The following is a 21,032-nucleotide window of genomic DNA, read 5'->3' on the forward strand; positions in this document are numbered from 1 at the left end:
CCGTCTCATCTCTTATTGTGCTGTTTTGTCCACTTCTTCCACAACCAGATATCCGTTGCCATCAGGATCTTGAAATTCGAAACAGGTAACCCCCAACCGCTTTTCAATCCCCTCTCTAACAAGACCACCTACAGAACGAACATGATCAAGGGCAGCGCCCAAATTCGGCGTTTCAATGATCATAATCGGATTCGTGCGAGTTTCCACCTGGAGCTGCTCAAAGTATTTGCTTTGAGAATGACTCAGCCGGTTATCGTCAATAAGCAAATGAGGGCCTCGATCCATTAGAATCGCTGGCAAGTCGCCGAAAAGAGGGTCTGAACCAGCTTTTTTCCCTACAAAAGCTTCATACCAAGCCGTTGTATCCTCGATATCATCGGTATGCGCCAAGATACGACTAATTTTTCGTAAATAGGCATTTGCTGGCCTTGCCGGTTTTGGACCTAAATCACGATTCGCTTTACAAACCATATGAGAGTTTATATTAAAAACGGATATATACTCATCAGTAAAAGCTTCTGTTAATACCGTATGCGGTCTATTCTCACAAAATTGATGGGCAGCATGGATATCATGAGCATCGAACATCACTGTCGGTGGAGACCCCCAGGTATTTTTGTCCAGAATGATTTCCATTTCCTCCATAGCAAAAATATAAATACCATGGGTGTCCTGATCAGGCTGAGGCACGATCGGGCGCTGAAACAAATTCGCATACCATTCAATAGCGCGTTTAAGATCATGAACGGGAACAAATACGGCTGGCATAAAAGCATTAATCGGATGTGACATCTTCGTTTTCCTCCTTAGTTAGTCGTTCAACTTAAAGACACAGCGACTGTGTAATTTCTATCACGCTCATTCCACAATTGATGCAATTATATGAATACCTTCTTTTTCGGCCTCCCAAGCGAACCGTAATTCATCTCTAATCTTGCTCATTCGGCCTGCATGACTGCCTCCATATCCGAATGGAAAACTCGGATACAAGCGAGTAAACGATTCACTGACTTTCGTATAGCACGCTGCCGCTTCAGCAAGCCGCTGCTTGCGCCAGACATTGTTGCTGCTGTTATTCGACAGCTCCAGCAAATATTTAGCCGCATGCAGCCGAGCTTCGACTAGAATCGCCACTTGATAGGCATGTCCCTGCAAATCAAGTGAACCATCCTCTACTGCCTCCAGCCAGAGGCGGTAACCGTCAAGGCCGAAGGCGTAGCCAGCCAGAGGAGGCTCTTTCCCTCTTGCATGTTCAATAATCGCTCGCAATGTGGCGTCCACTGTCTGAGAAGGCGCCACTTTCCCGCGAATACCAAGCACGAACAATGGCGGTTGATCAGCCTTTCGTCCCAACTGGTCATAACGGACAATACGTTCAACTCCATTATGACCCAGATACAGGATTTTCTGCTCGCTGTCATCGTAGCCGTAGATAAACCCAAACTCATTGCTTTGCATGTTCCAAATAATCGCAGGAACATCCTGATCGATAGAGCCATGAAGAATGGATAAGATATGAACTTGTTGTTCGGGTGTTAACGTCTTTCGTTGAGGACGTCCAAAACAGGTTCCGCGAATGCCCAGCCGCTCCAGAATGCGATAGGCGGTGTAACTCCAGTCAAACGTTGAAATTCCTTGCGAATGACAGCTTGTCGCCACATTCAATCGAAACGCATCCCCTGAGATCCCCATCAGCTCCGTATGAGAAATGTGTTCCTCACCTACCGTTCGAAGCGCTTCACCAATCATAACCGATAGAAAGGCATAAGGCCGTGAAAACAACGGAAGCGGCAGCATTCTGGCGGATCTGTGACCATTCTGCTTCCGTCCCTCCAGATAACGCTCGATTTCTTTGCGGAATCGCTCTTCATTGGCTTTCACCCGAGCACGAGACAGCAAATTGTAAATATTGCTGGGTTTCATCCCGAAGCGGGCAGCCAGTTCTTCCGTCGTCGCATCCTCAAATGCATTCGCACTTAATACCTCGCGTGCCTGCTCAGAAAGCAGGCGCATGGAACTGCGAATCAGGTCTTCGCCTTCTTCTCGCTCCTGCCAGGCTTCTGGACTGAACGCTTCGCCCCCGCTAAACGCTTCCCAACCTGTTTCCGGTATTTCTTCCGTAACATATTCGCTCCGGTTAGCGGCTCCACGAATCGAATTCATCGCGATTCGGCGTACCATAATCCGAAACCACGCACCGAATTTCTCATCGTCTTTCAGAGCGTGTATGTTATCTTTTACTTTGAGAAAAGCTTCCTGGACCACGTCTTCGGCGAGAAAAGCATCGCGAACGACGGCTTGCGCCCAAGATAAGGCAGCTGAACGATATGCGCTGAGCAGCAGCTCAAAAGCAATCGGGTCTCCCTCTTTGACGCGGCATATAAGATCGGGCAATTCATTATGCTCCCCCACTGGCAACCTCCTGCCGTGTTTATTTCCCGTCTATATTCGCTAATAAAGACCGATTTTCCTACCTGTTCGCACGATAGCTGGATAGATTCCAGGATGGCCAAGTTTTGTTCTTTTGATCACTCATCACACGATCTATGGTTTGTTGAACAGAACTTAGTTCGGGATGTTTAACCTTCAGTTCCTTCAAAGCGGGAACCACGTCGGTAGAAAGTCTTCCCAAATAATCAAGATCGATGACACCTGTTTTTTCGTAACGCTCCATGTTGTTAATGGCAATCCGGTGGTCGAGATTCATGTAGTTCATCACCAAATAGGCAAGTATGGCCGTCGTTATGTAGGCTCTGGACATCGACATCTGTTCTATCCAAATCCGGAAAAAAGCTAGGATAAACAAAATGCCAAGGAAGATCATAAACCCATGCACAAGCAGTCTCGTTTGTGTAAAGCCATAAGCTTCTTCATAGAGCGAAAGCCTTCCATAAGCGGAGATTAGCATGACAATCGTGCAGGTTACCAGCAGAGTAAGCAGCACTTTTCGGATTTTTTCTCCCAATGGATTGCTTGAACGTATCCAATGTAAACCAGGGAATAGCAGCGATACATTAATCAGTGCAACAACAACCAGCTCGGCGAAGCCTCTGCGCGCATATTCCGCATACGCCACACCGGATGGCAGCAGGCCATCTGCAGCCCCGAATAAATAGGAAAACTGGATAATCGCAAATAGCACATAAACAACATTCACACATATAAGCAGCGTTCCTGCTGTAATTGGGTCAAGCTGCGCTTTGCTCCGGACGATGACTTCTGTAGCCGCAGCTGTTTCATCTTTCTGATTGTCGAATGGGTGCGATGCTTCGATAACTTTTGGGAAAAGCAGTCCCCACATGTAACAAAAAGTGTAAAGGGTAATCACGACCGCAAGAAGGATTCGTCCTACACTTCCCCCTATGGACAAGCCGCTGAACCATGTTGGAATCTCCGCGATCCAGGAAAAGAATATCTGGTCAGCTGATGCTAACAACAGGGTGACGATAAACAGGATTGGTGCTGCCAGCAGCAGACCAGCCAAAACTTTTACGACTTTTCCCCAAGTCGAATCTTTACGGTTCCCTCCGCCTGGCAGCCATGCTTTCAACATCCCGAATGGCACAGGAAGATATGTAATCGGGCTGCTGATAACATGCCTAACCATGTCTTGCAGAAATGTGGCATGGTACCACGCATGTTTGCTGTTCCTTGACAATACGACCGTTTGCATCACGATACAAAGCGGCAGGGCGATCATATTTAGCAGATGAAAAAAGTTGTTTGCGAACAAGCCATAGGTCAACGCCAACAAGCCGACCGGCACCATAAGCAGCCATCCTGCTGTACTCTGCCCTTTCCACGGCTCGAATCCGCCTAATCGGCCTTTTATTGAATAAAAATAAAGTCCATAGAAGCCGGCAACGCTTAAAAAAACAGAAATGCCCGCTGGGCGGCCAATAAATAAATATTGTACCAGCAGTCCGAATAAACAAGCGTACGCTAACATGTAGCTATATTTTCTTTGCCATGGAGCTGGATCTCTCATTGAACTTTCTCTCCTTTAGTCACAGCGGAATAGAATTGCAAGGAATTGATAATTCCTGCCTTTTATTGTAACCTTTAAAACAAGAACAAAAAGTGTAAGTTTATTTTTAGTTATTTCATATTTTATGACGGAGGCACTTAATGAAAATTCGCAAGCATTATTTGACACTTCGACATGCCTTTCCACAGCTTCAGGAAGAGTCTCCTCTTGAGACAACGCTCGAAGAGCTTGCTGCACAGTTGGATTGCACGCATCGCAATATGGTGCTTCTTCTTAAGCGAATGCAGCAAGAACAGTGGCTCACCTGGCAGCCCAAAAAGGGCCGCGGCAATCGCTCGACCCTCATTTTTCATATGCGCAAAGAACAATTGCTTTTGGAAGAAGCGAAACAGCTCGTGGAAAAGCAAGATTTGCAATCTGCACTTGAGCTGCTGCAATCGACCGAACATTCTTCTCACTTACGAGAGCAGTTCCAAGATTGGTTATCTGGTCAATTCGGGTTTCGTTCCGAGCTTCAGGGTGATCGTCGGTCGGACGTTCTGCGCTTTCCTCTGACTCAAACCATTCATGCGTTAGATCCCGCTGCCATCCACTACGCCGGAGAATCCCATCTGGTGAATCAGCTCTTCGATGGACTCGTCCTCATGGATTCGAAGGGTGAGCACATCGTGCCTCATCTGGCGCATGCATGGGAGGTTGATGAAACAAGAACCGTTTGGACGTTTTACCTCCGAAAAGGAGTCCGCTTTCACCATGGACGTGAAATGTCCGCAAGTGACGTCAAGTATGCGCTCGAGAGGCTTCAGCGCCTAGCGCCACGCGGGTTGTACAGTTGGGCCTATGCGGGAATCAAGGAGATCGTCTGCCCAAATGAGACGACCGTAGTTATCCGATTAGTAGAACGCAACGAATTGTTTCTGGGTTTTTTGAGCACGAATCGTGCTGCGATTGTTCCAGAAGATGTGTGTGATGCAGCCGGCGGTTGGATGGGCACGAACCCTGTCGGGACAGGTCCTTTTCGATTGGCGGGACATGAGCACGGCATTTGGATTCTGGAGGCATTTCCTGCCTATTTTCAAGGCCGGGGCTTTTTGGATCGTGTCGAGGTGTGGACGCTGCCAGAGAATGAACATTTGTCTGACTCTACTCAGAAGCAGCCTTTCCAAGTCATGCATAATGTACGAATTTCGGACATGGATGCTCAGCGCTGGCAGCAGGTGCGGCAATCGGGCATGACAACCAAATTCATGACCGTGAATGAGAAAAAAGTAGGTCCCTTACGAAATCCACGGATTCGCCAAGCTCTCAGTCTGGCCTTAGATCGAGCTTACTTATTAGAGCAGCTATCCGGGGATGTCATAGAAGAAGCAAACTCTTTCTTCCCGAATCTAGCGACAGAGGTACAAGAAGAACCCCCTGCTCCCTTGCCTTATCCATCGCCATCAACAACCTTTGAGCAGCTGCTTCACTCTGCCGGTTATCCAGGGGAGACGCTAACGCTTGCTACGATTCCGCAATACGAGCAGGATGCGCTTCTATTGCAGAACATGTACGCTTTATCCGGCATCAAGCTCCAAATCATGCTTATTCCTGCCGAGCAATTCAATGGCGAACTGCGCATGTCGGCTGATCTTGTTCTTTTCGCCATTATGATAGACGAGCACCGCGAACTGCGGCTTTACGATATGTACAAAAGCATGCAGCAGCATGCGGCGCTTGAGGTACAGCGCTTGCTTGATGACAGCTTGCAGCTGCTGCGTAATGAAATCGACCCGATACGCAGAAAAACGCTGCTCGAGCAGTTAGAAACACAGCTCAAGCAGCGTTACAGCTTGCTTTTTCTATATCGGAAACATCTCAAAACCGCTTACCACCCGTCGATTCGCGGCATTTCGTTCGATTCCCTCGGGTGGGTGCGATTTCGCGACATTTGGTTCACGTAACCCTATAAACTATATTTCAATGCTACGCCAGCAGGCAGCACACGTTCAATATGTTCACGAAGCGTTTCGTTCGTGTGCATTTCCTCGCTAAAGATCGCGATAATTCCGCTATCTTCCCGCGTACGGATCAAGCGGCCGATCCCCTGTCTCAGTCTTAACAACATGTAGGGAATGTCCACTTCCTCATAAGCATTCGCGGCTGCTTCCCGTTTGGCCATAAACACAGGGTCTTGCGGTGGGAACGGAAGCGCCCAAATCATCACATTCGACAGTGAAGGTCCTGGCACATCAAGTCCTTCCCATAAACTTACCGCAGCAAGCACGCTATGCTCGTCGCCTTGGAAAGACGCGATCAGATGGCTGATTTCTTGATCGCCTTCAAATAGAAAACGCAGCTTCTCACATTCGCTCCGCTTCAAAATCTCTTGCTTAAACCGTCGAAGCTCTTCGTGGGTCGGGAATAGAATTAGCGCCCGGCCCTCCGTTCTTTGCAACAGCTCGACGGCTGCTTCCATTTTTTCCCGGAAAGTGCCGCCAGAAGCCCATTTGGGTGCGAGCACTTCCATACGTTCTGCATAATCATACGGCGAGTCCACGGAGAACGATAAATACTTGTCCAATCCCAAGCTATCCGCCACATAATCAAACGTTCCCTCTACGGATAACGTAGCCGAGGAGAAAACGATTGGCATTTTAGCTGAAAACACTTGCTCTCTAAGCACTTCTTTCACTGTTCTTGGCATGACCACTAAGCTTAATCCCGTAATACTTTCCGTTGCCCAACAGATGAAAGCTTGATCATGACGGAATAACGCCAGCGCCTTCTGCATCATTTCCAAATGCTCTTCGACAATTTTGAGCTGATAATCATTCAAAGTGAACATTTCGCTCTCGAAGACAAGCTCTTCTTCAATCTGTGATAAAATATCACACAATCGGTGAATCTCACGCAGCAATTGATCATTCATCACAATCTGTTTACGGTCCGAGCCCGGGATTGGTCGGCAGCAGCTTTCCAGCACTTCGAACATGTATTCGCTTTGCTCAATCGCCTGGTCAATACAGACGGCTAACGTCTCGCGTACTTCCCCTTTTAACAACCGGACTACCAATTCTTCAAAAACCGTATGCTTTAATTTGTACGTCAAAGCTTTCTGCGCAGCCGACTCCATCAAATGTCCTTCATCGAAAACAACCGCGCAATGCTCCGGCAATAGAGGCAACTGACCTTCCCGTTTCCGCCCCTCATACGTCCAAACGTGTTCCATATAAAAATCATGAGAACAAATAATGAGATCAGCGGATTTCCGGTACGACTCTCGGGATAAGGTTTGACCGCAGCGGTGCCGTTTATCGCAGACGAAACAATCCTGATAAGCATCCCAACTGACACGTTCCCACTGCACATCGTTCAAATTTGGGTAGTCTTTCCGATCTCCGTATGCATAAAAGGATTGCAGAGCCTCACGCGTATGGACAAAGTCAGGCAAACCGGCATGCAGATCTCGGTATAAGCTTATATCTTCGTGTCCAAATCGGGCTTCATCCAGCTTCTGAAGACACAGATACTGATCAGGTGATTTGGCAAGCCGCGCATCAATGACGAGATCCAAGTGCCGCATTAATTTATCAATATCGCCGCCTGGCTTTACCAATTGCTCAATTAATGATTCGTCCGCACACGCGATGATGGCCGGTTTGTTCGCGAGTCTCGAATAACAAATCGCATATAACAAGTAAACAAGCGTTTTCCCTGTTCCTACACCGGCTTCTGCAAAAATAGTCTGTTTCTCCGCAAAAGCCCGCTCCAGTTGGAACGCCATGTAGATCTGCTCATCGCGCACTTCAAAGCCTGATTCGGGTAAAACTTCATAGAATAAATCAGCAATCCAGTCAGACACCTGCTGCATGAATGGCTGTGAATGATCATAATCGAATGGATACCGTCCCACGTTACAAGCCCCCAAAAATAGAAATCTAATCAAACTTGTATTATCTCACTAACTAGATACAAAAGCAAAGAAAGATAGAAAAAAGCTTCATTCACTCCGCTTTAACCGTGGAGATGAAGAAGCTTCCCATCTGTGATCAACTTCATTTTACATGCTGAAACGTTCCCGATATCCGCATTTGCGGCATAATTCTTCTACGACTTCCCGCCTGGAAAAGCCTTCGAACAAACGGTTCGCCCGCTCCCCTTCAACAATCTCCGAAAACGGCGTATGGTTGATATTTCCCAAATTGATAACGCCTTCCCCATCGAGACAGCAAGGAATTACCGTACCGTCAACCAGGATGCCTGCTTGATTCCGCAGGGCATGGCAGAAGCCTGGACCTTCAATCTCTTGCGCTTTCAAATCCGGCCATTGAAACTCATGATCTTGGTTCAGATATACACGTTCTGCGAGTTTCACACCGCTTCCACGCACAAATTCCTCGTCAATTTTGTAATCCAGCTCAAACTCTCTCTCCAGCATTTCCAATACTTCACGATTCCGCTGCCGCTCCTGATTCGTTTGATTATCCATTGTTAAGTTCCACAACCGGAAAGAGATAATGACATTAGACTTTGCTACAATTTCCTTGGCGAATCGTAAGATGCTCATCACATAGCCTTCTTTATCCTCCGAGCCTTCGTGGCCGTCAAAACTGTGCAAAGAGAAATTCATTTGGCGAAGGGCCGGTTTGTCCAGCAGCTTATGCCTGTTTTTATTAATCAACGTTCCGTTGGTCGTAATATTGACTTTAAAGCCTTTCTCATGGCTCAAATCAAGCAGTTCGTCAATCTTGGGATGCAGCAAAGGTTCTCCTTTGACATGCAAATAAATGTGATCCGTATGCGGCTTGATTTGATCAAGAATGTTCGTAAACGTATCTATCTTAATGAAATTAGCCTGCCGCTTCGTTTGCGGGCAAAACGTACAAGCCAGGTTGCATACACTTGTAATCTCAATATAAAACTTTTTAAACTTCTTCATGCCATGGCTCCGTTTCTAGCTGCGCTACTATGATAATAGCTATTATAACAAGCTGCTCTCCTGAAAGAAAGGAATTGAAAGAATTAGAAAATCCATTTCACAATCCATCCGATAAAATAGGCCGAAGGGATAAGAAAGACTTGCGCCAACAAAGTGCCTAGAAAACGGGATGTCATGAGCAGTGCATAAATTTTGCCCAGCTGACTGCGTTGTGACTCGTCCTGTAGCGCTTTATCGGTAATGAGCCCTAACTGTGGATCGATGAAAATGGTAAGCAGGATCGTGGCGATCCCGTTGATGAGACCTGATGCCTGGGAGGCCGTCGTTGCATACTGAGGTAACAAATGCGCCGCATACAAAGAGGACAGCACCCCCACAGAATAGAAAGCAGTTACCAGGATATTAATGACTAAAAATCTTTTGGACACGCCTAAATACCGGAACTGGCTAAGCTTGAACTTTGGTTTTTTCAAGTAATTTTTGGTGTTCTTCAACTGTTCTATCTTCACGCTTGAAATGAGTTTCGGGATAGAGCCTGCCACTTCCAAACGGGCAATAACCCGTACACTGAGGTTGATAAAAGAAGGAAATAAAGCAATCGCGATAAGCGTGCCTATGGACGATGCGAACAAAGAAATTCGCAAGTATCTTTCTAAATCAAACGTGGGTACAGCCTTGGCATAGTCGACGAAATTTGCCGTCATGGGCGCTTGAATTAAATTGGCTGTACGGGAAACGAGCACGACGATACCAACTAGCGAAAGCGCTACAGCCAGCTTGTTCACCTTCACCCCGGCAAATCGTATGGAATAGGATAACGTTTCAGCGGTATGAATGATCATCGTTAATATGAATACCAAAATGAGTGTATTCGTCATCGTCATTTGATCTTTAACTCCATCAGCCGGTTCAGCACGGCCTCCCAACGCACCTTCATTTCCTCTCTGCGCTGCATGCTCTCGAGTTTTTCTTGATGAAAACTAATCGTCGTTCTACCGGGAGAAGCGGCGGGCAGCAGCCGAATTTGCAACGTTGATGCTTCCGCCCAACTCGCAGGCTGCCAAGAGAGCCTAAGCTGTTCATTAGGTTTGACCACACGAAGAACCCCGTTAATTCCTTCTTTTGTGCAGAATGTGTGCCCTTTTTCGAAAAGGATCGTCGGAGTCTCCCCTAACCAAAGCTTGCGGCCTTGCGGCGAAGTCAATAGTTCCCATACCTTCTCTTGGCTTAAAGTAATCGTCCTTCTGACACCAATCTGAAAGCCTGCAGCCGCCGTAAGTCCTACCATATTCTCTGAATTCATTAGCTTTCCCCCTTCGCTATTTCAATCCAGCTTGCAACTGTTCCACATATTCCTTCAGCTCTATCAAATCCCTAATCGTATATTCTCGCTCAAAATCACCTGCGAAATGGCTGTCTTCTTTCCATATTCCTCTCATGCCCGCTCTTCGGCTAGCCCAAACATCATTTTCGGGATGATCACCGACATAAGCTGCTTCACCAGGCTGTGCTCCCAATCGATCTAACGCTCTATGAAAAATCTCAGGATCCGGCTTGCGCAGCCCTTCTATTTCGGATACCAATATCGTATCAAAATAAGTCAAAATCCTTAACGCTTCTATATTTTTCATCTGGAAAGTTCCGTAACCATTGGTAATCAGGCCAAGCTTAAAACCGCTTTTTTTCAAGTAGGTCAAAAGTTCATGAAGATTCGGAAACCCAACACAGTGCAAACTGAAGTGATGCATGTAATCCTCTAGCAGGTCCTCCCACTGTAAAGCAAGTTCGAATTCATGTATGAGCTGCTGATACACTTTATCTTTCCATACGTAACCTCTCTGATCTAGGGTCACAAACCTTTTTACATAAACGGATTTATCTATGTGCTGAAGCTCAACCATCCGTTGGTGCTGATTTTCAACAAAAGCTTTCAAAGATGTATCTCGATCCAGCAGCGTTCCGTCAAGATCAAAAATAATGGCTTTTAACACGGGAGCCCTCACACCTTTCTAGCTAAAAAAAGAATCTGGATATCGGAGCTCTCCGCTCCAATCCTTTAGATAACCTTCTATGATCTCACATACCATAAACACTTCATTTGGCACCTGAAACTGCTTTAACTCAAATCCAAGTGTCCTAGCAGGTACAAATCCGAATTTTTGATAATAGCTGGGGTGACCAATCAGGAATATAGCGCCGTATCCGAAATCTTTCGTTTTCCGGATGCCTTCCAGGATAAGTTGTGCGCCTACGCCTTGTTTTTGAAAGTCCGGCTTCACGGCAATTGGCGCTAATGCGATGACCTCGTGTTCTTTGTCCTCATCCACTACACGGGCTTTACTTAGCAAAATATGACCAACAATCTGATGATTCATCTCCGCCACAATCGACAATTCCGGTATAAAACCCTGGGAAGCCCGGATACGCTCAACCAGTTGAGCTTCATCTTCTCTATGTCCAAAAGCCTCCACATTCAACTGATAGACCGCTTGATGATCTTTCATTTCTTCTGATCTGATTCTCATGATCGAACCTCCCCTCAAAATCAAATATTCGTTTATCTATTAGGATTTCCCTTTAAATGTTTGTAAAAAAATAGCTAAACGAGGTTGCTTGCGATTGTAAAAGCATCCTATGTTGTACTATGTACAACCAATTGGCACTCTTAGGCCTCAACACGCCTCTATATTGTACTTTGTACAACGAATTACGCGTTAAACCGCTTACATCACATCTTTTCGCAACAAATGATTGTATATATTGCAACGAGAGGCATCATTCGCGATCAGAACACGCTGTTATGTTGTATAAAATGCAACGGATGACTCCGAATTTGATGCCGGACGCCCTTTCTTTCATCCATCCTCATACCAATCCCATCACTCCTTACCTTTCCCATAAATTTTACTGGAAAATGTGATGCTAATTTGTTCATTTCTGATGCTCATAAGCCAATAGATGGAAATGATCCTGCTATTTAACAATCATCAATAAAAAAGAGAGCCCCAAGGCTCCCTTTTCAAATCATCCCTCTGATTGCCGCTCATCCCCGTACCAAAGTTCTCGGAACGTCGTACTGCGCTGCAGCAGCTCCTCCGACGTACCTTCGGCTTCGATGCGCCCCTCCTTCATCACAATGATGTGATCGGCGCGCGTCAACGCCGTTTTGCGGTGCGAGACGACCAGACAGGTCGCATCGCTGCGACGCTGGAACATCCGCTCCCAGAGCTTCTGTTCGGTCTCCACGTCGAGCGCGCTCGACAGGTCGTCGAAGACGTACAGCTCGGCGTCGCGCACGAGCATGCGCGCTGCGGCCGTCCGCTGCGCCTGGCCGCCGGAGAGTTTCACTCCGCGCGGGCCGATGACGGTGTCCAGCCCGCCGGGCAGCTGCGCGACGTCGTACTCCAGCACCGCCGCGTGCAGCGCCTGGGGCAAGCTGTCACTTTGCTCCGCTTGCCCGAGCAAAATATTGTTGCGCAGCGTATCGCTGTACAACCGCGGCACTTGCGCGGTGTAGGCGCTCCGCGGCGGGGTGAAGAAGGTGCCCGGGTCTTCGACGGGCACTCCGTTCCACGCGATCGTCCCTTTCCCTTTGGGCAGAAGCCCAAGGAGGGAACGCACCAGCGTGGTTTTGCCAGAGCCGATCGCTCCCGTTACAACGGTGAACGATCCTCTTCGCAAGCTGAAGTGAATGTCCGAGATGCCCCTGCCGGTATCGGCATAGGCATAGCTCAATCCATTCACATCAAGCCGCTGCAGCGCAGCTCCGCTCTCTAGCAATGCATTCCCGTTCTGCTTCTCATCGCTTTTGCTCCAGAGCACTGCACTCTCGTTCTGCTTCTCACCACTCGCGCCCCCGGGCGTTTCACGCTCGCTCTGCCTCTCTACGCGCTTGTCCCCAAGCGCCACACCCTCTCTCTGCTTCCCTCTATCTTCGCTTTTCTCCGCTCTGCCCGGCTTCAAATGCAGCGAATTAACCATCGTCAGAACCTTCGCCGAAGCTCCTTGCAGTAGAAACGTTAACCGTTCCAGCGACACGCTCATCTGCTTAAAATACGTAATGAATTTCCCCACATTCGTAATAAATTGCGTCACGAAGGTCAAATAGTAGACGAACAGCGCAAAGTCCCCGACGGTAAAGGTGCCAGCTCTCATTTTTGTACCAGCTAGCAGAAGAATAAGACCAGTACCCAAGTTTACGGAATTGGAAAAAACGGAATCCAGAAGCTCCGTCATGAGACGGTCTTTGAGCATCGCTTTTCGGCGATTGTCGCCAAAGCTGCGGAAACGCTCAATGACGCGATCCTCGGCTCCCGCCACTTGGATAGCTTGCACGTTACCGAACATTTCGCTGATTTCCCCAGTCACTTTGGAAGTCGCTTCTCTGCTGGCCGCGCGGTATTTCTGCAGGCGAACCGTCGCCAGCTGCGCAGCCGTAATGACAAGCACAATCGGCAGAAACACAAGCATCGTCATTTGAGCATCAATACGTATCAGAATATAACCGGACACAATGGCAAAACAAGTCAAACCAAAGACATCAACAGACCAACTTACCGCCTCTTCCGATTGATCTACATCGTCACGGAAATGACTAATCGCTTCCCCCGGGGAAACCGGAATCGCTTGTGCCCCAGGCTGCTTCAAAACATGCTCAAGCAAATTTCGTCTCAACAGCATCCCCATCCGAAACCGGAAATGAACATCCGTTATAAACCCAATAATAATGAGGCATATACGTCCTAGAGCCGCAGCAATGAGCAGTGCGATCAAGCCCCAGACGCCATAGCCCAGCATGGAATTCCCTGTCAAAGAGTCGAAAAATTGTTTCGTAATCAAACCTGGTACGATCGGCGCCAAGTAAATTATTGTCCAAGCAATTGCATTAATAAAATAACGCCCAGGACGGTACATAATAAGCCGCCATAAATACTGGAACGTAGTCATACCAGCACCTCCTCTAGCCCTGTCGCAAGCAATTGGCTGAATCGGGAACTAGGGTCTGCGGCTAACTGCTCTCTTCTACCTGTTTCCATCACATGACCATTATCCAAAATGAGGATATGATCCGCGCGCTGTACGGTAGCTAATCGGTGCGCGATCATAATACAGGAACGTTCGGTCAACAGTTTGGATACGGCTTTTTCAATGCGTTGCTCGGTCAGAGGGTCTAGCCTCGAGGATGCTTCATCCATAATGACAAGCCCCGGTTTCGTTAAAAACACCCGTGCGAAGGCTAGCAATTGCGCTTCTCCCGCTGATAAACTGCCTCCTCCGGAGGCTAACATCGTATCCAGTCCTTCAGGCATTGACTCATACCATGAGCCGAGTCCAAGCTCCGTGAGCACATCGATAATTTCTTTATCCGTAATGGAGCTATCATAAAAGGTTAAATTATCACGAATGGTCCCCTGCATAATTTCAATATTTTGCGTCACCAGCGCGACATGTTTGCGAAGCTCCGCTAACGTGCAATCGCGTATATCCGTTCCGCCTAGCGCAATCACTCCGCTTTGCGGATCATAAAAGCGCAGCAAAAGCCTAGCCATCGTTGACTTGCCGCTGCCGGTTCGCCCAAGTAAGCCTAACACTTCTCCTGGCTTCAAATTCAATTCTACGCCTTTGAGTGTAGGATGATCCCCGTCATAACTGAACGTCACATCGCGGAATTCAACACTAAGCGGTCCTTTCGGCAGCAGCGCTCCTGGCCCATCGTTAATCTCGGATTGCGTAGCAAACAGTTCACGGATTCGGGAAATACTTGCATCCGCCTTCTGCAAATCCTCCATTTGCGTACGAATTTTCTCAATTGGCTTAGCTAGTAGCTCTGTATAAAAGAAAATTAAGTAAACTGTACCGAGGGAGATGTTCTGGCTATACCACAGATAAGCGCTAATTCCAAAAGCCATGGCATTGCCCAAAGCGAAAACGAATATCGACATATTCCACATCGCACAAAAACCTAGAAAAGCTTTGACTCGCAGTGGCAGCATTTTTCTTAACATCGTATAAAAACGATTCATCACGAATCCTACTGCCCCATTGGCGCGGATATCCTCCGTTCCTTCCAAATGCTCGCCAATAAAACCGTAAAACTCGGCATTCGCCTGCCGCCATCCTGCCCATACAGGAACTGCGAATTTACGAATCCATTGAATCATAAAAACGGCAAAGACGACGAAAAAAGCCATTCCTGCGCCAATGATCCAATTCTCCCGGAATAATAGCACAATAATGCCTGCCATCAGAAGCAGGTTTCCGAAAAGATGAATAATCATGGAGGAGAAAAAGTTCGCAAGCGCATTCACATCGCCGTCTACACGTTCGATAAGCGAGCCGGACGTATGCGATTTATGAAAGGACATATCCAGAGACAAGCAATGTGCCGCCAAATCAACACGTAGTTTATTCGTTGTTTTCCATCCGACATTTTCGCTGTAATACGTTGCGATGACCGAAACGAGCTGCTGCACAAGCGAAAAACCGATAAAGAAAACAGCTGCAGTGATCAATGGCTGCATGGCACTACCGGCTTGGGCCTGATCGATAAAATAACGGATGATTTGGGGGTTGACTAACTGCAGTCCTATAGAAGCAAATAAAAGCAGCGTCAATAAAACGAGTGTACCTTTCTGCGGGAATAAATATCGGCTTAGAAGCTCAGCGTATTGCCCCATAGAATTACTCTTTTTTGGGTTTACCTTCATTATGTAAGGTCCTCCAGTGATTATTAATGACATTAATCATTCATGTCGTTAAGTATTGTCCTCCTCTTCCAATCGTACATTCAATCATACTAAATTGAACTGCAACCGACAACGCACGTTTTCAACTGCAACAGAACTCCTTGGTGTTGGGTCGGAAGAATGTGCTGTCAAGTTGGGACATTGGATGAAATCCAATGAGATCACTTATTCATGACGCTATTTCGTAGAATATGGCCGTTCTATTGGATTTCATCCAATGAAAAGGGCGAATTCAGTCTAATATGGATGCTTTCATTGGAATGTGTCCAACAAGGATCCAGTAGAAGCGAACTTATATGGTTAAATACACCCAGCATTACTAAACATTCAACGTTTCTGAGACACTTGGCGGAGGAATTAACTCATACCTAGAGTTAAGTTGGTCAAACATACACCTTTGAGGAACTACAGGCTGCTATTCTAGCAAATTTAGACCTTTTCCGCGTTCAAGCGGAACTACAGGACCTAATTTGATCGCCTAACCCCGTTTTCTTTAGGAAAACGGACAATTAGCGGACCACAGTTCCCCCTCCCTCATGAAAAGAGCATATTTCGATGAAATAGCACCCTACGGCTCCCCTCACATGCCAAGGAGTGACTGCGCAAGCGATAGCGCAAATCCCTTGGGGTGAAGTACGTAACCTACGGTTACCCCTTCAAACAAAAATAACCGCAACCGCTCGCGATTTTTTTCAAATGCAAGAATAATCCCCCAAAACTCAGTGGACGCATTGTATAATAGAAAAATACCATGACGGCTCTCAAGTAAACTTCACTAACAAACAGGCGGTGGATGAGAATGGTTCAGACTCTTTTGCAATTAACCGTGAATGATATTTTGCAGCGCCCTCCGTTTCAGAAAGCCGAAACCATCGCAAGTGAAGAAGCCTTGAACCGCATTGTTCGCTGGGTTCACATTATGGAAGTGCCGCACGTCGGACAACTATTGAATGGCCATGAACTCATCCTCAGCACCGGAATTGGCTGGCATGATAACGAAGAATTAAGCCTTTCCTTCCTCCAACAACTCATCGACAGCGGAGCATCCGGGCTATGTATTGAACTGGGGACATATACGAAGCAACCCCTCGAACGTCTGAAAGAGCTCGCTATGCGCGAACATTTTCCACTCATCCTTTTCCATGAAGAAGTGCGTTATATTGATATTACACAAGATTTGCACGCTTATTTCATCCATCAGCATTATTCCATGGTGTCCGAGCTGGAAGCCCTATCTACGCAGTTGAATCAACTACTCCTCTCAGGGAAGGGGTTACAGCCGCTTTTACAGCTATTACACGAAACGACACGCGCCCAAGTCGCCTTTTTTCCTTATGGAGAGGAAGCACGGTTTATTCCCAAATTACCGAGAACCGATGCAGATCTTTTTTATGAAAAATGGATATTTGGCGAAATCTTCCGACTCCCTGACATCAAATGCAAGCTCGCCCATCGCCCTATTCTTGCCCTTGAACGCATGTTTGCTGATCTTCTTTTATATGGTGAACAGGAGTTAAGCGAATTCCAAATTCTTGCGTTAGACCGGTTTGCAACGGCCATTGCACAAGAAATGATGAGAACAACCTACATGGAGGAGAAAAAGCGGTACAAGCAGGATCTTTGGGTCACAGATTGGCTGAACGGAAAGCATACAGAGCAAATCATTCGGGACTACATGCTCGCCCTGAAACCCAATGTGAAGCTAGAGCAAGCTGTTGTGTGCGTGTTCGAAAGCAGAGCTGTACGGGAAGACGTGATCGATCATGAAGCGCAGCTTCTCCAAAAACAAATGGTGGCGCGCTCCATCTTCGAAGGTGAAGGCTTCTATCTGGTCCCACACTTTACCAACGCTCTGTTCGTTTTCATCCTGCTTGATCAGCTAGGGGCATCCCCTTTTCAAGATCGAATGATGAGGGCTATCCAACGCTTGCAAAAGACAGATCACCTGCAGGAGACAGCGCTTTTCTCACCTTTTTTCGGGATAGGCAAAAGAATCAGTGATCCTTCGCTCCTCAAGTTAAGCTATCAAACCGCCCTGGATACGATTGATATTCAGAAAGACATCGGGGTACTGGAACAACCATTCTACGATGAGCTTCACGTGGGCAAAGTCATCCTGATGATGAAACAAAGTGGTTCATTAGCGTCCTTTATTGAAGAATATCTTGGTCGTATCCTCCACTATGATCGGGAGAAAAACGGCCAACTTTTGAAAACGCTGAAAATGTATTTAGCTTTAAGCGGCTCCAAGCAGGAGACAGCCAAAGAGCTTTTCATCGTGAGACAAACCCTATACCACCGCCTGGACAAAATCGCCCTTCTGTTAGGCGAAGATTATATGCGCCCCGACAAAAGAATGGCCATAGAGCTTGCGCTCCATGGCTACGAATACATACATGGCATCATTGCTTAGATCTGTTCCTTGCCCTGCCGAATGAGCAGCGTGGCATAATATTTCCTCGCATTCGCTGTCTTCAGATGCAGGGTGGCTGTTTCGCCGCCGGGGTGTTCGAATTGCAGCCATGCGCCGCTCAAATCTTCCTTCACCCCGACAATTTTAAATTTCTGCGCAACAAAACCATCGAGTTTTTGCTTCTCCAGCATAAATTGTGCATGTTCAGACATGCGTTGCACCCCTTTGACCCGCGGTATCTTGCTCAGGCTTAACCTGAAGTGGCTCAGATGGATAGGTCTTCCTTTTCACAAATTGACCAATTCCCGGAGTGCCCACAAACTGTTTATTCTGAATTACGTACTCCCCTCTAGATAGCACAGTAACAGGTTCTCCAGTGATTTCGAGACCTTCAAACGGATTATAGTCCACATTCATATGGTGAGTGTCGGAAGATATAACACGAGCTGCATTCGGATCAAAAATAACAATATCGGCATCACAGCCCACGGCGATTGTTCCCTTCTTAGGGAATAAACCGAACAATTTGGCACTTCGCGTTGACACGATATCGACAAATTGGTTCAATGTTATCCGCCCCTTCAGGACGCCTTCCGAAAACAGAATCGAGAATCGATCTTCAATACAAGGACCGCCATTCGGGATTTTGCTAAAATCACCTAACCCAAGCTCCTTCTGACCTTTGAAGTTAAAGGAACAGTGATCAGATCCCAGCGTTTGAAGCTGTCCGTTTTTAAGTGCAGTCCATAGTGCATCTTGATGCTCTTTAGGTCGAAGCGGTGGCGACCATACATATTTTGCGCCTTCGAAATCCGGCTTCTCCAAGGAGGTTTGATCCAGCATTAAATACTGCGGACAAGTCTCGCCCCATACATCAATTCCTTGATTCCGCGCTTCGGCAATTTGCTGAACAGCTTCCTCGCATGTCACATGAACAACATACAATTGGGAATTTGCCAAAGCGGTTAATTTGGCTGCGCGCCCTGTTGCTTCTCCTTCAATCAAGGATGGACGTGTCAGTGCATGGTAAATCGGTTCTGTATTTCCTGCATCCAACGCTTCTTTGATCAAATAATCAATCACGTCGCCGTTCTCCGCATGTACCATGACCAGTGCACCATGCCGTTTCGCTTCGAGCAATGTTCGATAAAGCGTACCGTCGTCGGCTTGAAACACATTTTTATACGCCATGAAAACTTTGAGCGAAGTGATCCCTTCGTCATGGATCATTTTGGGCAGCTCAGCCAGTACTTCGTCGTTTATTTCAGCAATCATCAGATGGAAGCTGTAGTCAATTACAGCCTTGCCCTCCGCTTTGTTATGCCAGGTTTGAACAGATTCACTCAACGGCACGCCTTTATTTGTCAGGCAAAAATCAATGATCGTTGTCGTTCCTCCAAAAGCTGCCGCCTTCGTTCCTGTCTCGAAGTTGTCGGCTGTAACCGTCCCGCCAAAAGGCATATCCAAGTGCGTGTGCGGATCGACGCCGCCTGGGAACACATAATAACCCTGCGCATCGATGATTTCGGCGCCTTCCAGCTCAAGATTTAGCCCAATCTGCGAAATGATGCCGTTCTCGATCAGAACGTCGGCCTGATATTGATCGGCAGCCGTCACAACCGTGCCATTCTTAATCAGTTTGGCCATCGTTATACAGCCTCCTTTTTGCCTACATTCCCTTCGCCGAGCCTGCCAATCGCCTCTTGCCTTTCGTTCCATGTCAAGGGAGGTTCCGTGCCAGCCACCTCAACCATCGTTATGGCACCTTCTACTGGACAAACAATAGCGCATAAGTTGCATCCGACACAGTCTTCTTCTCGAACTTGCAAATACGACTCTCCCGTATCACTGGTCAGCATATCGATGCATTGATGAGAGGTATCCTCACAAGCAATATGACATTTATTGCAGTTGATACAAGTGTCGTTATCAATTTTGGCGACAACGGCATAGTTTAAATCCAAATTTCCCCAGTCCGAATAACGGGGAACGGATTTACCGATTAAGTCCATCACGCTAGCGAGCCCTTTTTCATCTAAATAGTTGTTTAAGCCATCAATCATATCCTCTACGATTCGGAAGCCATGATGCATAGCCGCCGTACATACCTGCACCCCTGTAGCACCCATCAGCATAAATTCAACGGCATCTCGCCAATTGGAGATACCGCCAATTCCCGAGATTGGAATGCCAACCTCTGCATTGCGTGCGCAATCTGCGACCATGTGCAGCGCGATCGGCTTTACTGCAGGACCGCAATAGCCGCCATGAGAGCCCTTCCCTCCGACATGAGGGATCGTATTCCACGTATCAATGTCGACCCCAGCTAACGAATTGATCGTATTAATCAGGGATATTGCATCCGCTCCGCCTCGAACTGCGGCCTTCGCCGTACTTGTAATGTCCGTAATATTCGGCGTCAGCTTCACGATGACCGGTGTCCTCGCCGCTTCTTTCGCCCACATCGTTTGCGCTTCCACAAGGTCGGGCTGCTGCCCGGAGGCCGATCCCATGCCGCGCTCCGCCATCCCGTGCGGGCAGCCAAAGTTCAGTTCAAGTCCATCCACACCGACGGCTTCGACCTTCTTTACAATTTCATGCCACTTTTCACGTTTGGGTTCAACCATTAGTGAAACAACAAGCGCATGATGGGGAAAACGCTTCTTCGTCTCGTATATTTCTTGTAAATTGACTTCAAGTGGGCGGTCCGTAATCAATTCAATATTGTTAAATCCAGCGACACGTTGTCCATTGAAATGTACCGCAGCAAATCGTGAAGAGGTATTGATAATGGGGTCTCCGAGCGTTTTCCATACCGCACCGCCCCAGCCGGCTTCGAATGCCCGCTGAACTTGGTAACCTGTATTGGTCGGAGGCGCCGATGCCAACCAGAAAGGGTTTGGTGAAGTTATGCCTGCTAGATTGATGCGTAGATCTGCCATGCCGTATCCCTCCAGTATGATG

Annotated in this window: 16 protein-coding genes; 2 read left to right on the forward strand and 14 right to left on the reverse strand. The window is 47.4% G+C overall.

Going from position 1 to position 21,032, the window contains the following annotated elements; translation table 11 throughout:
* Positions 1-12: 12 nt before the first annotated feature.
* From AC3WTJ_RS19280 to AC3WTJ_RS19290, 3 genes are all read right to left on the reverse strand, one after another.
* On the reverse strand, positions 13-792 hold the full coding sequence (locus tag AC3WTJ_RS19280) for a VOC family protein (RefSeq protein WP_492523188.1): 780 nt from the start codon (positions 790-792) through the stop codon (positions 13-15).
* 66 nt (positions 793-858) lie between these two features.
* Entirely contained in the window at positions 859-2,412 is a 1,554-nt protein-coding gene (locus AC3WTJ_RS19285) for an RNA polymerase sigma factor (RefSeq protein WP_492523189.1), read from the reverse strand.
* A gap of 58 nt (positions 2,413-2,470) precedes the next feature.
* On the reverse strand, positions 2,471-3,988 hold the full coding sequence (locus AC3WTJ_RS19290) for a DUF4153 domain-containing protein (protein WP_492523190.1): 1,518 nt from the start codon (positions 3,986-3,988) through the stop codon (positions 2,471-2,473).
* A 140-nt stretch (positions 3,989-4,128) separates the two neighbouring features.
* Here AC3WTJ_RS19290 and AC3WTJ_RS19295 point away from each other — a divergent pair, with 140 nt between their 5' ends.
* Positions 4,129-5,931: an ABC transporter substrate-binding protein gene (locus AC3WTJ_RS19295; protein ID WP_492523191.1), complete on the forward strand. Its 1,803-nt coding sequence runs from the start codon at positions 4,129-4,131 to the stop codon at positions 5,929-5,931.
* 2 nt (positions 5,932-5,933) lie between these two features.
* On the opposite strand, the gene AC3WTJ_RS19300 is transcribed toward AC3WTJ_RS19295, so the two are convergent.
* From AC3WTJ_RS19300 to AC3WTJ_RS19335, 8 genes are all read right to left on the reverse strand, one after another.
* A complete protein-coding gene (locus tag AC3WTJ_RS19300) occupies positions 5,934-7,883 on the reverse strand; it encodes an ATP-dependent DNA helicase (RefSeq protein WP_492523192.1) in 1,950 nt (649 codons plus the stop codon).
* A gap of 147 nt (positions 7,884-8,030) precedes the next feature.
* Positions 8,031-8,909 (reverse strand): radical SAM/SPASM domain-containing protein, encoded by an 879-nt coding sequence (locus AC3WTJ_RS19305; RefSeq protein WP_127458297.1) that lies wholly within the window; start codon positions 8,907-8,909, stop codon positions 8,031-8,033.
* An 83-nt stretch (positions 8,910-8,992) separates the two neighbouring features.
* Complete coding sequence (locus AC3WTJ_RS19310) at positions 8,993-9,787, reverse strand: lipid II flippase Amj family protein (RefSeq protein WP_127458303.1); 795 nt, start codon at positions 9,785-9,787, stop codon at positions 8,993-8,995.
* Positions 9,788-9,789: 2 nt separating this feature from the next.
* Entirely contained in the window at positions 9,790-10,212 is a 423-nt protein-coding gene (locus tag AC3WTJ_RS19315) for an SRPBCC family protein (protein WP_492523193.1), read from the reverse strand.
* A 16-nt stretch (positions 10,213-10,228) separates the two neighbouring features.
* Entirely contained in the window at positions 10,229-10,900 is a 672-nt protein-coding gene (locus tag AC3WTJ_RS19320) for an HAD family hydrolase (RefSeq protein ID WP_492523194.1), read from the reverse strand.
* Between the two features lie 18 nt (positions 10,901-10,918).
* A complete protein-coding gene (locus tag AC3WTJ_RS19325) occupies positions 10,919-11,434 on the reverse strand; it encodes a GNAT family N-acetyltransferase (RefSeq protein WP_492523195.1) in 516 nt (171 codons plus the stop codon).
* Positions 11,435-11,933: 499 nt separating this feature from the next.
* Positions 11,934-13,856, reverse strand: coding sequence for an ABC transporter ATP-binding protein (locus AC3WTJ_RS19330; RefSeq protein ID WP_492523196.1), 1,923 nt, complete (start codon positions 13,854-13,856; stop codon positions 11,934-11,936).
* Positions 13,853-15,616, reverse strand: a complete 1,764-nt coding sequence (locus tag AC3WTJ_RS19335) for an ABC transporter ATP-binding protein (protein ID WP_492523197.1) — start codon at positions 15,614-15,616, stop codon at positions 13,853-13,855. The genes AC3WTJ_RS19330 and AC3WTJ_RS19335 overlap by 4 nt, the downstream gene beginning before the upstream one ends.
* Before the next feature lie 838 nt (positions 15,617-16,454).
* Here AC3WTJ_RS19335 and AC3WTJ_RS19340 point away from each other — a divergent pair.
* A complete protein-coding gene (locus AC3WTJ_RS19340) occupies positions 16,455-18,068 on the forward strand; it encodes a PucR family transcriptional regulator (RefSeq protein ID WP_492523198.1) in 1,614 nt (537 codons plus the stop codon).
* Here AC3WTJ_RS19340 and AC3WTJ_RS19345 read toward each other — a convergent pair.
* Genes AC3WTJ_RS19345 through preA form a run of 3 tightly spaced genes read right to left on the reverse strand, consistent with a single transcriptional unit; the run spans position 18,065 to position 21,010 of the window.
* Positions 18,065-18,280 carry a hypothetical protein gene (locus AC3WTJ_RS19345; RefSeq protein WP_492523199.1) on the reverse strand — a complete coding sequence of 72 codons (216 nt, stop codon included), beginning with the start codon at positions 18,278-18,280 and terminating at the stop codon, positions 18,065-18,067. The genes AC3WTJ_RS19340 and AC3WTJ_RS19345 overlap by 4 nt on opposite strands.
* Positions 18,273-19,715, reverse strand: a complete 1,443-nt coding sequence (hydA, locus tag AC3WTJ_RS19350; protein WP_492523200.1) for a dihydropyrimidinase — start codon at positions 19,713-19,715, stop codon at positions 18,273-18,275. Before hydA ends, AC3WTJ_RS19345 begins: the two co-directional genes overlap by 8 nt.
* A gap of 2 nt (positions 19,716-19,717) precedes the next feature.
* Positions 19,718-21,010: an NAD-dependent dihydropyrimidine dehydrogenase subunit PreA gene (preA, locus tag AC3WTJ_RS19355; protein WP_492523201.1), complete on the reverse strand. Its 1,293-nt coding sequence runs from the start codon at positions 21,008-21,010 to the stop codon at positions 19,718-19,720.
* Positions 21,011-21,032: the final 22 nt, after the last annotated feature.

The organism is Paenibacillus sp. FW101-FHT12H11, from assembly GCF_058790355.1.